Genomic DNA, 14,823 nt, shown 5'->3' with positions numbered 1-14,823 from the left:
GAATACATTTATTCATCTGTGGCGTGAAAAAGTGTCGTTTGTTTAAGCACCGGGAGAGGCCTATGATGCCTGCAACTGAAAAGCTCAAGTGATCCGGGCAAACAGTACCTTTAACAGCCTATTTTGAGTGATACCAAGATGATTAACTTCGATAACTTCATGAAAGACAGCTTCCCACTGGTTGGCGAAACTGAAAAAGACTACTTCCTGCGCATTTCTGCTGAATACAAAGACCTGCAAAAGAAGGAAGACCGTCAACTGCGTAAGCAAAAGGTAATCAACCGTCTGAGCAGCGCCGCTAAGCTGTTTAACGTTGACCTTAACCCGAACGTTGCGCGCCCAAAGACTCAGTTCTTCAAGAACATTCACTGAGTACTGAGCAACACAGAATTTGCAGCCCCCGATCCCCTCAGGGCTGCATCCCCTAAAAAGCCCTGCTGCCGATACCTGTTGCACCACAGGATATAAGGCAACGGGGCTTTTGTTTTTCAGGCAAACAGTCTGGCCGCCAGCAAATGCTCAATCAGGCAACGGGTACGCAACGGCATCTGTCGGCGGGACGGATACACCAGCGAAAACTGCAAAGCCTCACCCTGAAGCGCCGGCATTAACCTGACCAAACGCCCGGCCGCCAGTTCATCCGCAACCGTTGAAGGCAGCAAACACCCGACACCTAATCCAGCAAGCACCATGCGCTGCGCCATCAGGGGAGAGTTACACATATGGTAATTCTGAGGGCAAAAACTGACCGGCTGATCGCCCTGATAGAGACTGACCTCTGCCACCGGGCTTGCCTGCTGCAACATGATCCAACGGCGCACTTCCAATTCACTTAAAGAACGGGGCTCCCCCTGCAGCGCCACATAATCAGGAGAGGCAAATAGCTGCATACGGTCCTCAAACAGCGGCCGCATGATCAGAGAATCATCCCGGGGAACGCCCACCCGTATAGCCACATCAATCTGTTCCGCTATCAGATCCAGAGGATCATCACAAAGCACCAGATCCAGCTGGACCCGGGGATAACGCTGCTGAAAACTTTCCAGCGCAGGCAGCAGCCGGGCAATGGCGATATCATGATTAACGGTCAGGGCAACCCTGCCACGGGCAACTTCCTGGCTGCTGGCAACCTCCACATCCGCAAGAATCCCCGGCAGATCACTGGCCCGGGCAAATACCTCGCGGCCTTCCATCGTCATACTCAGCTGCCGGGTCGTACGGTTCAGTAAACGCACCCCCAGACTGTTTTCCAGCTGTGCCACCTGTTCACTGACCCTGGACCGGCTGCTGCGCAGTTTACGGGCTGCCGCTGCGAAGCTGCCACAGGAGACCACCTCAACAAATACCGCCAGTAACTTAAGACGGTTCAAATCAAATGTACCCATATTCCGATCAATCTATCTTCTTTTAGCCATCTAATCATGACAATCATTATTTCCCATACTGGTCATCATTCGCAATAAGCTATTCAAAGGAGTCACAGGATGATTGTTGTTACAGGCGCAAATGGCCAGCTGGGCCGGCTGGTTATCGAAGAATTATTACTGCGCACCGCCGCTGAAAACATTGTCGCGACGGTACGTAATCCGGAAACTGCAGGAGAACTGGCAGCACTCGGCATTCAACTCCGGCAGGCAGACTATGATCAGCCCGCCACGCTGACAAAAGCCTTTGCAGGCGCAGAAAAGGTCCTGCTGATTTCTTCCAGCGCGGTTGGTCAGCGGGTTCCTCAGCATCAGGCGGTCATCCACGCGGCTGAAGAGGCCGGTGTACAGTTACTCGCGTATACCAGCATCCTGCACTGCGACCGCTCGCCGCTGCAGCTGGCAGAAGAGCATCAGCAAACCGAAGCCCTGTTAAACGCATCGTCTGTTGCCACTGTCATTCTGCGCAATGGCTGGTATACCGAAAACTACACCATGAGTATTCCGGTCATGCTGGAAATGAAGCAACTGTTTGGCTGTGCGGCTGAGGGACGTTTCTCCACCGCCAGCCGCCATGATTATGCAACTGCCGCAGCAACGGTACTGACCACCGATAACCAGGCAGGTAAGGTCTATGAACTGGCAGGCGACCACAGCTTCAGCCTAGCAGAATTCGCCGCACTGCTGAGTCGGCAAAGTGGCACTCAGGTCAGTTTTCAGAACCTGAGCGAAACAGACTTTACCCGGGGGCTTGTTCAGGCAGGGCTGCCGGAAGGTTTCGCGGCACTGCTGGCCAACGCGGAGAGCGGGGCAGCTGAAGGCTGGCTGTTTGATGACAGCAAACAGTTGCAGGCACTGATCGGCCGGCCAACAACACCGGCGGAAGACACTGTTCAGGCGGCTCTGAGCTGAACAGCAGCACGGCAGGTAACTGCTCAGGCAGTTACCTGATTACCTCCGGCCAGACAGGCGCAGATACGGTTCCGGCCGGTTCCCTTGGCAAGATACAGCTGCTCATCCGCTAGTTCGATGATGGCATGCTGCGTCAAACTGATATCTGCCGGTACTGTTACCATACCGACAGACACCGTCAGCCGTTCACTGATATCGGACCCACTATGGTAAATATCCAGGCTCGCCACCTGCTGCATGACTTTTCCGGCGACCCTTTGCCCGCCGCTATAGCCCGTATTTGGCATCACGATGACAAACTCCTCACCGCCAAAACGCGCCACTATATCGCTGTCACGCACACAGGTTTCCTGTAACGCCAGTGCCACTTCCTGCAAGCAGGCATCACCTTCAAGATGACCATAAATGTCATTAAATTGCTTGAAATAGTCGATATCAATCAGCATAAGAGACAATTCAGCAGCATGCCGGTCGCGGCGGACGACCTCTCTGCCCAGTGCCTGATCAAGATAGCGACGGTTTGCCAGCCCGGTCAGCCCGTCCTCCATGGAAATCTTCTTGAGCCGCAAATTGGCCTTCTGCAGCGCTTCAGTGCGTTCAGACACACGGCTTTCCAGCTGGGAGCGTTCATGAAACAGCGCTGCAATCGCCTTTTTCCGGGCCCGGATATTCCGGTAAAGCATCAAGATCAGCATGCTTTGAACAGCCAGGAAAATCAGGCCTGCTATCAACCATAAACGGTATTTAACCCAAAGAGTTTCCGGCATATCCTGAATAACCGCCCCCGGTGGCAAGCGGTCGGACGAAATCTGAAAGCGCTTTAACTGAGGATAATTGAATATATCCTGAGTCGGGCTGGTCATCATCACCGGAATATCATCAGGATCTTCACCGCCCAGCACCTTCAAGGCCATTAAAGCCATCACCCGTCCTTGTTCTTCACCGGTGATCAGGCGACCACCCACGGCCCCTGACTGCAGATAAAATGGCCAGAATGAATACATAGGGAAAGGGCTCACACTGACAACGCGTTCACCGTGTTCAATCCTGGAATAGTGCCTGCCAACAGCCTGATCAGCAGTCTGTCCAGCCATAAATAGCAGGCTGTCAGACGGCATCAGCGCTAACCGTTCAGCAATCTCTGCCTGCCCCATATCCAACAGTTCAACAACTTCATAGTCGTTCCTCAGCTCCCTGAGAACGGGCTTGGCTGTTTCATAATTTCGCCGGCTGCTCACATCACGTGTTGAAAACAGAAATGCCAGCGCACGGGTGTCCGGATGTACCGACAGTGCCATCTGAATCGCAGCCGCATAATCAATTTCTTCGTTCACGCCGGTCACGTCCTGCATCTTACCGAGTACATCCATGGAAAAGTTGTTATAGCCGGAAAAAATCAGCGGTACGCCGGGGAAAAAAACCTCCCGATACTCCTTCATAAAATCGAAAGCATAGTTATCGGATGTCAGAATAATATCAGGCTGGTAATTCTGATACTTAGCACTGATAAGACGCACCTGTGAGGCTTGCAGCTGTGTGTGATCAAAACGCAGCGCATCAAGATACTCAACGGTCAGCTCCGTTTCATAGCCAGCACTGTCCAAGACCTCCTGAACACCGGCCTGGATCCCGTCACTCCACTCATAGCCGGGATGATAAGAATTGATATACAGCACCCGTACCGGACCTGCGCCAGAAGAAAGAGCAGGGGAAGCCGCAGCAGCAGAAGCGAACGGCAGCATATGGGCCGAAATGACCATATACAGAGACATCAGACACACACCACGCCAGCACATACTACTACCTACTTTCTGGGCTACAGGACTTTAGTATAACGGTGCGAAAAGTGACGTCATTAAAAAATGAAGAAAAAACTGCACAAAACATGCAGCAAAGACACACTCCTGAACAAACCCTTAAAACAACTGCATTATTGAAGATTTTAAGCGCATTTAATCAACTTTTTTGCTTTATTCATCCATTAAAAAAGGCGCAAAAAGCGCCTTAAACAATCAGAATAACAAGCCCCTGTGTTGTAAATAATAGACGCAGGTTATTTTCCGGCAGCCAATCCCAAGCCCAGTACCAGAAAACTCAGGGCGGTAAAGCGTTTTTGCCGGGCCTGCCATTTCGGCGTACGCAACACTTCACGTAACTTTTGCGCCAGTAACAGATGCAATCCGGCGTTCACCAGAAAAATGCCCATAAAAGTACTGCCCAGTACCCCCAGCTGAAGGCTCAGACTCTGTTGCTGATCAATAAACGGCGGGAAGAAGGCCCCGTAAAACAGCAATGATTTGGGGTTTGTACCATTGATCAGAAAACCTTCAGCCAGCGCTCTGAAACGGGTCTTCTCGACGAAATTCCGGGTGAAATCCTCTGTTGTTTTCAGGCTTCGCCACTGCGCCCAGGCCAGCCAGAACAGAAACAGCACGCCACACCAGCGGATCACTTCAAACAGCAGCGCAGACTCCGCCAGAATCACATGTACCCCAAGTGCCATCAGCGAGAAAAACACCAGGTGTGCCAGTACCGCGCCGACAATGCAGAAGCCCGCCTGACGGCTGCTTTGCAGCGCACTGGTCATAATCACCAGATTGGTTGGCCCGGGCACAATCACAATCACAACGGTTGCCAGACTGAATGCCAGCCAGATACTCAGATCCATCCCCAGAACTCCTGAAAAGCGTTAAATGAAAGCCGTATTGTGACGGAATCTGCAGAATGAACCTTGCTATTCCTTCTTGATGATCAGGCATTAATACAATAATCTTTCCAAAAACAACTTAAAACAGAAAGAATCAACCTATTATGCAACCTGACAAGACAGATATGCGGATCATGGCCATCCTTCAGGAAGAAGGGCGCCTGAGCAATGCAAAGCTCGCTGAAAAACTCTCACTGAGTGAAACGCCATGCTGGCGGCGGCTCAGGCAGCTGGAGCAGGAGGGGTATATCGAAGGTTATCAGGCCAATATTAACCGCCGGAAGCTGGGGCTAGGCGTGCTGGCGTTCGTTCAGATCAGCTTTGCGCAGCAAGGTGCGGTTAATGCTGATTTTGAACAGACCATCCAGAACTGCCCCAATATTCTGACCTGTCATAACACCACTGGCGCGGCAGATTTTTTACTCCAGGTCGTCGCCAGAGATCTCGATGATTACAGTCATTTCCTGGAAGAGGTATTGCGGAAAATCCCGGGGGTCGCCAGCATTCATTCCAACCTTTCCTTGCGGGAAGTGAAATCTTCCCACCATTTACCGGTTGGCTGATGCACAGGTGCGGCCCACACAGATATTCAGCTTTGCAGTAAACCCTCAGGAATGTGAAATCGCTGGCTTCCAGCAGCAGAATACCGCCCGGAAAGCGCAGCGTTTTTCGGTAACATTTCGCTGAATATCGGCTAGCCAAAAAGATCAGACAGAAATTTTAATACCATAAATACTGATCTATAACTAAAGTGAATATTCACTTCAGCTATTTTTCATGGGTACGAAAGGCGGTACATCAAAAAACACCGGTACATTAAACGGCATCATGGTGGTCACCATCTTAAACGGCGCCAGATCCTCCGGTGGATACACCATCTGATCCAGTGATGCCTGTTGCTGATAGCGCTGATACAGCTTGTCGATATCGTCCTTCAGCTGACGAATACTTTGCTGGCTGAACAGCCGACTGGTCGAATAAAACGGATAGTCACTGTCGTGTTCCTGGCTGATTGCCTGCGCAATGAATGCCTGATTTACCCCCACCAGAATTTTATGCAGGGGGCCATCTAATCGCCAGCGCACCGGCATCGTCAGCAACAGGTGCACGGAATCATTTGCGCCGATACGCACCAGCCGGAGCTTTTCCAGCTCACGCATGTACAGATACACATCCGCGGGCGACAACCGGTTGTACTGCCCGATCGCCCGGGCATCAAACCCGCTGAGCAGTAACACCAGACAACTGAACAGGCCTGGCTGATCTGCCAGCGCCTGCTCTGTCTCAGGCGGCAGCTCGGTTGCTTCCGCAGGTGCCTGATCAGCCAGCTTCATCAGGTCACTGAAGCTGATCCCCAGCGCTTCGCAAATATCCATTAACCGGCTCATCTTGCAGTCCTGCTCCTGAAACAGCCGCTTAACGGTCACTTCCGACGTGTTCAGCATAGCGGCCAGATCCCGGTAACGGATTCCCTGAACCTTAAGCACCTGTTTCAGGGCACTGAATACCCCGCCCAATTCTTGCTCCGGTGACAATGTCTGATCCTCCCGCCTTAAAAAAGCATCACATTTTGATACTTAATAACAAACAAATTGCTTAAAAGATACATATTACTATCCTGAGCACCACGGCCGTCACTCAGTTAACTCAGTCACCATCATTTCAAGAGGTATCTATGAAATCCACATTCATCGCCCCGGCCATCGGTGCAGGCCTGCTCATGCACATCAGCTTTTCTGCATTGGCTGATAGCCGTTTCAGCCAGCCGCTGTGGCAGCTAAAACAGTTTGATCAGCCAGAATCGGTGGTTGCGGACCCGGACAGCCAGTGGCTCTACGTTTCCAATATCAACGGCGCCCCGACAGAGCTGAACGGAAAAGGCTATATCAGCCAGGTCAGCAAAACAGGTAAACAGTTAACCCGGCACTGGCTCACCGGTCTGGATGCGCCTAAAGGCCTGGCCATCAGCGAAGGCAAACTGTACGCCGCCGATATGCAAACGCTGCATGTGATCAGTTTATCCACAGGATCGCACCTGCAAAGCTATACGCTGCCAGACGCCAGGATGCTGAACGATGTCACCGCCGGACCGGATGGCAGCATCTATGTTTCTGACATGCTGGGCGGTGGCGTATACCGGCTCAGAGATAATCGCTTATCTCTGTGGATAACACCTGAAAGCATTCCGCACCCTAACGGGCTTCTGTGGGAAAAAGATCATTTATTAATTGCCGGCTGGGGTAAGGACATGCAGGCTGATTTCACCACCGGAACCCCGGGCAGCCTTTATCGGGTAAGCCCGGAAGACAAAGCCTTAAAGCCCTTATCCACAGGCTATCAGCTAGGTAATCTGGACGGTGTTGTCCGGCATAACAACGCGCTCTATATCAGTGACTGGATCAGCGGCGAACTCTACCAGCTTGGGGATAACCAGCGCCGTAAAGTGCTGAGCACTCAACCGGGGCTGGCGGATATCGGCGCCGATTCCGGCACACTCTATGCACCGATGATGATGGATAACACTCTGGTCGCCTGGCAACTGCCTTAATTACCCACAGGCATCGCCACACCGGCTGGCATCAGCACTGTTGATGCCAGCCGGTACCTGAAACACAGCCCAGTTATACATCTGCGACATTCAGGAGGACGCTATCTGACCTCCACAAAGGACACCGCATCAGCTATTGTCAGTTGATAATAGTCAGAGGGGGCACTGAAACATGCAGATCGACCTTCACAGCGACGGCCTCAGCATTCAGTTTGACGCTGAGCAGCAACGCCATTACCTGAACTACTACTGGCTGCGGGACAACTGTCCCGACTCCTTCGACCCGCAAACCCGGGAACGGGTATTCGATATCAGCGAACTGCCACAGGCTCCGGAAGCAAAGAGCGCAACTCTCAGTGCAACGGATGAGCCTCAGTTGGTGATCCGCTGGCAGCATGAAGATCACATCAGCCACTACGATCTGGGCTGGCTGCGCGCCCGCTGTGAAACCGGTAAACGGGCGGACCCCGCCGCAATGCCCCGGAAACTCTGGTACGGCGATCACTATGAACACTTTCAGCGGTTTCATTTTCATGCACTGAAGGACGCTCCTGAAGAACAGCTGCGCTGGGCAAAATCCCTGCTGAAAGAGGGCGTCGCCATTATTGACCAGATGCCCGACAGCGATGCCGGCCTGACCACACTGGCAAACCTGCTTGGTTGCGTCCGGCCGTCCGTTGCCGGAGATTACTTTGAAGTAAAGGTACACGCGGTGCCGGTCAACCTGTCGTACACCGCAGCCGCACTGGAAATGCATACCGACACCCCGGCAGAAGAAATGGCGCCCGGCATACAGTTCCTGCACTGCAGGGTCAATACAGCCACCGGCGGTGAAAGCCTGTTTCTCGACGGCGCAGCCGCCGCCACCGCTTTCAGAGAACAGTATCCGGAAGACTTTCGCCTGCTCAGCGAAAAGCGTATTCCTTTCTATTACGACCACGAAGATTTCGACTGGCGGGCCTATCAGCGGGTCATTGAACTGGATGACCACGGCGAAATTTCCGGCGTCACCGTCTCCCAGCATATGGCCGACGCATTTGATCTGCCCCAACAGGCACTCGACGACTACTATCCGGCCTTCGTGCGCTTCCTTAAACTGCTCAAAGATCCCCGTTTTCTCACCACATTCCGCCTCAGTGCAGGTGAGTGTATCGTCTTTGATAACCACCGGATCGTCCATGGCAGAGCCAGTTATGATCCGAGCAGCGGTGACCGGCACCTGCGCGGCTGCTACATCGACCGGGGGGAATTACGCAGCCGCTACCGCACCCTGCTCAGGCAGTCCGGTCACGGTTAAACTGACCAGCTTAGCAAAGGTAAAATCAGGGGGAGCACGGGCGTACCAGGATGAATTCCGGTCCCTCTGTAACCCTGCCACTGACGGAAAACGGAACCGGCTAAAACAGGCATCCGTTTTCATTTTACCCCCGAAGTAATCCTTCAGCTGATCACTGGTGCCGCTACCGTACTGTCCGAACACAGGATGAACCACATCAGCATAAGGGGATAATTCACCCTGCCTTCACGTTTAAAAGAACCGGTCGCAGGATAAGCAGGCATCGTCATTGTCATGCCTTCTGGTACTCAGGGCTTCCAGTGTCTGATCAATCGCAACCGCCCAGTTGGCCCGGGTCACTTCGCGGTAGGCAACATCCCCGACAAAGCCACTGCTCATCACCAGATCAGGCTGTAACTGCCTTAACTTCTCCAGGCTTTCAGCCATATCTTTCTCTGTACCGCCGGCGTTCTGCATCACAAAGGTTTGCCACTGTCCGTAGGACTGAAAATACGTGTCGCCGGTAAACAGATAAGTCTGCCCGTAAGGTGAGCGGTACAGAAAGGTAATACTGCCATCCGTATGCCCCGGGGTATGAATAATCTGGATGTCCTCAAGCGCGCTGTCCAAAGGACTGAAGACAAGATCCGGCTGACAGTCACGGCCTATATAAGACGCCTCCGGCACACTGCACCCCAGCTCAGACCCGAAGCGCTGTCTGATCCGCTGCAGGGAAGGGCCGGACTCGTCCCGGTGCGTCAGCAACTGATACCGGACCCCGCCCAGCGCTGCAATCTGCGCCAGATCCGCTTCAGCGGCGGTATTGTAGAACAGCACATTGCCTGCGGGCCTGACGAGCAAATACGCATGGCTGTTGAGTCTCCCCGAGCTGTATTTATCAGATTGCCAGAGATCTTCAGTGATTTGTCGCATATTTGCCCTCCGCGGATGACCGGTTAACTGAGGCCGATTGCCAATCAGCGGCAGGCATTCTAAAATCTCAACATTACTTGAGGTCAATACCTGTGAACGCAAAATCTGCTCCGAAAAAAGAGCTTTCCGTCGGAGAGGTTTCCTCCCGCAGCGGTCTGCCTGTCTCCACCATTCACTTTTATGAAGCAAAAGGGCTGATCAGCTCCCAGCGCAACAATGGCAACCACCGGCGTTATCTGCGGGGGGTGCTGCGTAAACTGGCCGTGATAAAAGTGGCCCAGCAGGCGGGGATTCCCCTGAGTGAAATCAAAACGGCAATGAGCCAGCTCAGCAATGACAAAACCATCACCGCCGATGACTGGGCCCGACTGGCAGAAGCCTGGAAGGCACAGTTAAATGAACGGATTAACCAGCTGTCGCGGCTGCGGGATACCCTGGGGTACTGCATCGGCTGTGGTTGTTTATCAGTGAATGACTGTGAACTGATTAACCCGGAAGACAAATTGAAGAAAAAAGGCCCCGGGGCGTACTATCTGGACCCGGAAGTGCCACTGGAGTCCGGCGACACGCACTGAGCAGCAAGCGTCTGAACAAGGGAGGCAACCTGAGCCAGCAACGGCGTCTGCTGCCGGTCGGCACGGTAGGCAAACAGTACCCGTACCGGTTTTTCAATTTCCGCCAGTAATTCCACTTCGCCGTTCGCTGCAGCCGGCTCCGCCGTGGTCGCATGTAACAGCCCGACGCCCACACCGCCAGCCACCAGTTTTCGGGTGATCTGTTCACGGTCGATGCTGATGATCCGCGCCGGACGAATCCGGTGTTGTTCAAAAACAGCCTCTGCAGCCCGGCCGCAACAGGTGCCGGACGCGGGGCAAACAATCCAGGGCAGACGTTCCAGCGCCGCCCAGTCAGTCTGTTCAGTCGCCGGCACCAGGCCCGGCGGTGCCGCCAGATAAAGACCAAAACGGGCCACTTCCACGGCAGTAAACACCCTGTCAGGTTCTGACGCTGTATTATAAAAACCGGCATCCAGCCCCCCGGAGCGGATCTTCTCCAGAATCTCTTCCGAATGGCCGTGGGTGAGGGTTACTTCAACGTCCGGATACTGTTCCGCCAGCCGGGTCAGCAGCTGCCCCAGCAAATCACTGCAGCCATCTCCGCCCATACCCAGCCGTAACCGGCCTGATATCTGCCCCCGAAGCCGGCCGGCTTCTGCCAGTACAGCCCGGTGGGCCGCCAGCGCCAGTTCAGCCTTATGTCGTAACTGCCGGCCGTCAGGGGTCAGTTGCATCCCTTTCGGGGTGCGGATAAAGAGCGTCAGCCCCAGCAGGTCTTCCATGGCTTTAATATGCGCGCTGACCGCCGGCTGGCTAAGGCACAAACACTCCGCCGCCCGGGTAATACTGCCTTCTGCAGCAACCGTGACGAAGGTTTTCAGCTGATGAATATCCATCTCACACTCCCTGAATACTGCCGGTTACATGCCACCACAGCAGGCTGAGGGGCGTTAATACCAGCAGTGTAATCACAAACAGCCACAGGCATAACAGGCTGATTCTGCCTAACGGTAGCTTACCCAGCTGCATCGCCGCCACTAACGGCGGTGCCTGATAGGGTAAAAAAACGTTTGAAAATGCCAGCACCTGGGTCATTAATACCGCCCCCAGTGAGATGCCGGTCAGCCGGGCCATGTCCGCCGCCAGCGGCGTCATAACCGCAGGTACGCCGGGCAGGTTTGTCAGCATAGCCACCAACGTCGAAATGCCCGTCAGCGCAGCTAAGTTACCCGCTATATTATCCGCTGAAAACGACACATAGTCGCTCAGCATTGCAACCACAGCAGCCCCCAGCCCCACATGGGAAATCACCGCCCCCAGCCCGATCATCGCCGCAATGAATACCAGCGGCGCAATCTTCACCGCCTCATGAATACAGTCTCTGGCGGTCAGCCCGGCATACGGCCACAGGCATACCAGCGCAGCAGCCAGCCCGATCCAGCCGGGGGATACCTGATGCAAACTGTCGGTTATCCACAGGATCAGACACAGGCTGATCAGCAGCATAAGCCGCCGTTCAGAACGGCTGGCAGGCCCCGTTGCCTGTACCGGCACAACATCCGGTGCCCGATCAGGAAACAACCGCCGGATCAGCAATACCAGTAACACTGCTTTACCGGCCCCCAGTACCGGAAAATGCATCAGTAAATACTCCCAGTAAGTCAGCTGTATGCCGTACAGGGTCTCCGCCATCCCCGCCAGCATCATGTTCGGCAGGTTAGACGGCAAAATGGTAAACGCCGGCAACCAGGTGCCAAACGCTGCAGCGGTAACCATACCGGTTCTGCCATTACTGCCGGGGGCATAACCCATGCTGTCAGCCAGTGCGATCACCAGCGGCACTAACAGGGCAATTCTTCCCATAGAAGAGGGCATAATAAAAGCCAGTGCCAGCCCAAAGGCAACAACGCCCGCCAGTGTGCCTGTATAAGTACGGCCGGTCACCCGGGAGAGCAGCGCACCGGCCCGGCGGCCCAGCCCCGTATAACGGATGGCCGCCCCCAGTATCACACCGCTGAACAACAACCAGAACCCGGACGCATAAAAGCCGGAAAAGATCACCGCTGCCGGCGCCAGTTGCAAGACACTGACCACCAGAAAAAATACCAGTGCCGGCCAGTATTCGGGCAGGGCAGCGGTGGCCCACAGGCCGATACAGAAAATACTCAGCCCGGCAACCATGGCCATATTCGCCGGTATTATGCCCGCCAGAGCCCACGTGGCACTCAGGGCAAACGTGACAATCAGGGTGATTTGCCAGGGCTTTTTAAACAGCCATCCGAATGGCCGGAATACCGCAGCGTCTGGTGGAGAAACGGACTGATTCATCTTCTGAGCTTACCTGTTACATGATTTTTTCAACACAATAAATGTGCCACTGAAGCAGGTTATAAAGCTATTCGTTTATCCGGAGCACAGCCCTCAGAAATACTGAGGGCTGTAACCGCGGAGCAGGGGGTTCTACAACGTAAATTTTCCAATCAGTTTTTCCAGTACTTTCGCCTGGGCGTGCAGCTCTACACACAAAGCAGATGACTGCTGCATCGTCTCTTTCGTATCTTCAGCGGTACCTGAAATCACCACAACGGTGCGGTTAATTTCCTCTGTCGCCAGTGACTGTTCCTGCGTAGCGACTGCAATCTGACTGTTCATCTGCGTCAGGCTGACAATCTCTTCGCTGATATTCAGCAGGGTATGGCCGGTTTCAGCTAAACGTTGTGCGGTCTGCCGGGTGCTTTCACTGCCGGATTCGATCGCACTGACAGCCCCGGCAGCTTTCGCTTTCAGGCTCACCACCATGATATTAATCTGCTCCGTCGATTCGGAGGTTCGCTGTGCCAGTGTGCGGACTTCATCGGCCACCACCGCAAAACCGCGCCCCTGCTCACCGGCCCGGGCCGCTTCAATCGCCGCGTTCAGCGCCAAAAGATTAGTCTGTTCAGAAATACCCTTTATCACTTCCAGCACTGTGGTAATGGACTCAATTTCCTCCGCCAGCTGATTAACCGACATAACCGAATTACCGATGGAATGCTCCAGTTCATTCATCTGGTCAATGGTGTCATTCACATAATCATTGCCCTGCAGCAGGGCAGACTGACTGTTCTGCGCCACACCGGATGCCTGACCGGCATTATCCGCAATGCCTTTTACCGTCTGCTCCATTTCAGTGACGGCGGCTGCAACCGTCTGGGTACTGAACGACTGCTGTTCAGATAAATCAGAGGCGCTGCCGGCCTGAACCGTCACCTGGCCGGCAATGGTTTTCACCTGATCGGCGGTATCCGATACCTGGACAAACATTTCATGCAGCTGTTGCAGGAACAGGTTAAATTCAGCAGCCAGCTGACCGATCTCATTATGGTCCCTGACAGGAAGCCGGGCGGTCAGATCGCCATTATTAGCGGTCAGATCCTGTACCGCTGCAGTGATCTTCTCAACAGGTTTAAAAATCTGATTCACCAGCAGGCGGGCACACAGCAACCCCAGCACGGCTATCAGAACGCCTGCCAGCAGACTTTGGGAAACCGCCCCGTTGACCGCTGCGAACAACTCATCTTTCGGGGTTTCAGCCACCAGATACCAGTCCAGTGACTGCAGGGGGGTGCTGGCGGTCATAAAGGTTCTGCCATCCCGGGAGACTTCGTTCACTGCGCCATTACGGATTGTATCCGGGGTCGCCATGGTACCGATCATCTCCGGGTCCGGGTGCAGCTTAATCACCCCGCCGGCATCTGTCAGATAGACAAATCCGGACGCACCCACCTTATACGCCTCAATCAGTGCGACCATTGAGTCCAGCGAACGGCCAACACCGCCGATGGCCACCCGCCGGCCCTCCACCGTAATCGCATAGTTAATAAATACCGCCGCTCTGTTCAGTGTCTTTTCCACATCCAGCGCCAGCTCGAAGGGAGCCTCCGTGCGAAGAAAGCTGTAAAACCACGGGTCGTTCTCCGGGCTTATCTGCCGGCTTAATCCTGCGTCGGTGTAATAATTGCCGGTGACATCAGACACAATAAATGCCGATAACGCCTGATTATTGTCCTTAACGTTGCGCAGATACCCGTCTATTTCCTGCCCGGTACCGGCAGCCTCACCGTTCTTAATCCACGCCTGAACAAAGGTATTTTCAGCCAGCGCCCTGGATGCCAGCAGCGGGCCTGAGAGTTCCAGCTCTATGGCATTACGCACCGCCTGAAGCGCCGTTGGCAGATCTTCTGTCACCAGCTTATCCGTCGCATGCTGCCTGATACCGGTAGAAAAAATGAAACTGGATATTGCCAGCGGGAACACAATGGCAAGGATCAAACCGAGGTATAACTTCTTTTTTAACTGCATACATTACCCGTCTGTTTACTGCACCAACGGGTATAAATAACAAAAACACCACAGTTAATACAAAAATACAGTTTTCTGTATACAAAAAATCATACTAAGCGACGTTCACACGGGCGATAAAACTG

The 14,823-nt window shown here is 53.8% G+C and carries 15 protein-coding genes; 7 read left to right on the top strand and 8 right to left on the bottom strand.

Features of this window, described 5'->3' with window-relative positions:
* The first annotated feature begins 138 nt into the window (after positions 1–138).
* Positions 139–372: a hypothetical protein gene (locus PCI15_RS00180; RefSeq protein ID WP_271272353.1), complete on the top strand. Its 234-nt coding sequence runs from the start codon at positions 139–141 to the stop codon at positions 370–372.
* A gap of 116 nt (positions 373–488) precedes the next feature.
* On the opposite strand, the gene PCI15_RS00175 is transcribed toward PCI15_RS00180, so the two are convergent.
* Positions 489–1,385, bottom strand: coding sequence for a LysR family transcriptional regulator (locus tag PCI15_RS00175; protein WP_271272352.1), 897 nt, complete (start codon positions 1,383–1,385; stop codon positions 489–491).
* A 99-nt stretch (positions 1,386–1,484) separates the two neighbouring features.
* Between PCI15_RS00175 and PCI15_RS00170 the strand changes: the two genes are divergently transcribed.
* Positions 1,485–2,336 (top strand): SDR family oxidoreductase, encoded by an 852-nt coding sequence (locus tag PCI15_RS00170; RefSeq protein ID WP_271272351.1) that lies wholly within the window; start codon positions 1,485–1,487, stop codon positions 2,334–2,336.
* A 23-nt stretch (positions 2,337–2,359) separates the two neighbouring features.
* On the opposite strand, the gene PCI15_RS00165 is transcribed toward PCI15_RS00170, so the two are convergent.
* Positions 2,360–4,108 carry an ABC transporter substrate binding protein gene (locus PCI15_RS00165; protein ID WP_271272350.1) on the bottom strand — a complete coding sequence of 583 codons (1,749 nt, stop codon included), beginning with the start codon at positions 4,106–4,108 and terminating at the stop codon, positions 2,360–2,362.
* 74 nt (positions 4,109–4,182) lie between these two features.
* Between PCI15_RS00165 and PCI15_RS00160 the strand changes: the two genes are divergently transcribed.
* Complete coding sequence (locus tag PCI15_RS00160) at positions 4,183–4,344, top strand: hypothetical protein (protein WP_271272349.1); 162 nt, start codon at positions 4,183–4,185, stop codon at positions 4,342–4,344.
* Between the two features lie 45 nt (positions 4,345–4,389).
* On the opposite strand, the gene PCI15_RS00155 is transcribed toward PCI15_RS00160, so the two are convergent.
* Positions 4,390–5,004, bottom strand: coding sequence for a LysE family translocator (locus PCI15_RS00155; protein WP_271272348.1), 615 nt, complete (start codon positions 5,002–5,004; stop codon positions 4,390–4,392).
* A gap of 143 nt (positions 5,005–5,147) precedes the next feature.
* Between PCI15_RS00155 and PCI15_RS00150 the strand changes: the two genes are divergently transcribed.
* Positions 5,148–5,606 carry an Lrp/AsnC family transcriptional regulator gene (locus PCI15_RS00150; RefSeq protein ID WP_271272347.1) on the top strand — a complete coding sequence of 153 codons (459 nt, stop codon included), beginning with the start codon at positions 5,148–5,150 and terminating at the stop codon, positions 5,604–5,606.
* A gap of 201 nt (positions 5,607–5,807) precedes the next feature.
* On the opposite strand, the gene PCI15_RS00145 is transcribed toward PCI15_RS00150, so the two are convergent.
* Complete coding sequence (locus PCI15_RS00145; protein ID WP_271272346.1) at positions 5,808–6,578, bottom strand: helix-turn-helix domain-containing protein; 771 nt, start codon at positions 6,576–6,578, stop codon at positions 5,808–5,810.
* Between the two features lie 140 nt (positions 6,579–6,718).
* On the opposite strand from PCI15_RS00145, the gene PCI15_RS00140 reads away from it, so the two are divergent.
* Together PCI15_RS00140 and PCI15_RS00135 are read left to right on the top strand one after the other, a co-directional pair.
* Positions 6,719–7,591 (top strand): SMP-30/gluconolactonase/LRE family protein, encoded by an 873-nt coding sequence (locus PCI15_RS00140; RefSeq protein ID WP_271272345.1) that lies wholly within the window; start codon positions 6,719–6,721, stop codon positions 7,589–7,591.
* 172 nt (positions 7,592–7,763) lie between these two features.
* Positions 7,764–8,888 carry a TauD/TfdA family dioxygenase gene (locus PCI15_RS00135; protein ID WP_271272344.1) on the top strand — a complete coding sequence of 375 codons (1,125 nt, stop codon included), beginning with the start codon at positions 7,764–7,766 and terminating at the stop codon, positions 8,886–8,888.
* A 231-nt stretch (positions 8,889–9,119) separates the two neighbouring features.
* Here the strand turns inward: PCI15_RS00135 and PCI15_RS00130 are convergent, their stop codons facing one another.
* Entirely contained in the window at positions 9,120–9,800 is a 681-nt protein-coding gene (locus tag PCI15_RS00130) for an MBL fold metallo-hydrolase (protein WP_271272343.1), read from the bottom strand.
* A gap of 92 nt (positions 9,801–9,892) precedes the next feature.
* Between PCI15_RS00130 and soxR the strand changes: the two genes are divergently transcribed.
* Complete coding sequence (gene soxR, locus PCI15_RS00125; RefSeq protein ID WP_271272342.1) at positions 9,893–10,375, top strand: redox-sensitive transcriptional activator SoxR; 483 nt, start codon at positions 9,893–9,895, stop codon at positions 10,373–10,375.
* Here soxR and PCI15_RS00120 read toward each other — a convergent pair.
* The 3 genes from PCI15_RS00120 to PCI15_RS00110 all read right to left on the bottom strand — a co-directional run bounded on the left by PCI15_RS00120 (position 10,330) and on the right by PCI15_RS00110 (position 14,698).
* Positions 10,330–11,253, bottom strand: a complete 924-nt coding sequence (locus PCI15_RS00120) for a LysR family transcriptional regulator (protein WP_271272341.1) — start codon at positions 11,251–11,253, stop codon at positions 10,330–10,332. The genes soxR and PCI15_RS00120 overlap by 46 nt on opposite strands.
* 1 nt (position 11,254) lies before the next feature.
* Complete coding sequence (locus tag PCI15_RS00115; RefSeq protein ID WP_271272340.1) at positions 11,255–12,685, bottom strand: SLC13 family permease; 1,431 nt, start codon at positions 12,683–12,685, stop codon at positions 11,255–11,257.
* Between the two features lie 132 nt (positions 12,686–12,817).
* On the bottom strand, positions 12,818–14,698 hold the full coding sequence (locus PCI15_RS00110) for a methyl-accepting chemotaxis protein (RefSeq protein WP_271272339.1): 1,881 nt from the start codon (positions 14,696–14,698) through the stop codon (positions 12,818–12,820).
* Between the last annotated feature and the right edge of the window lie 125 nt (positions 14,699–14,823).

Origin of the sequence: Aliamphritea hakodatensis (assembly GCF_024347195.1) — a bacterium.
Classification (GTDB): domain Bacteria; phylum Pseudomonadota; class Gammaproteobacteria; order Pseudomonadales; family Balneatricaceae; genus Amphritea; species Amphritea hakodatensis.
The sequence above is the reverse complement of the archived record's forward strand: the minus strand, read 5'-3'. Positions and strand labels throughout refer to the sequence as shown.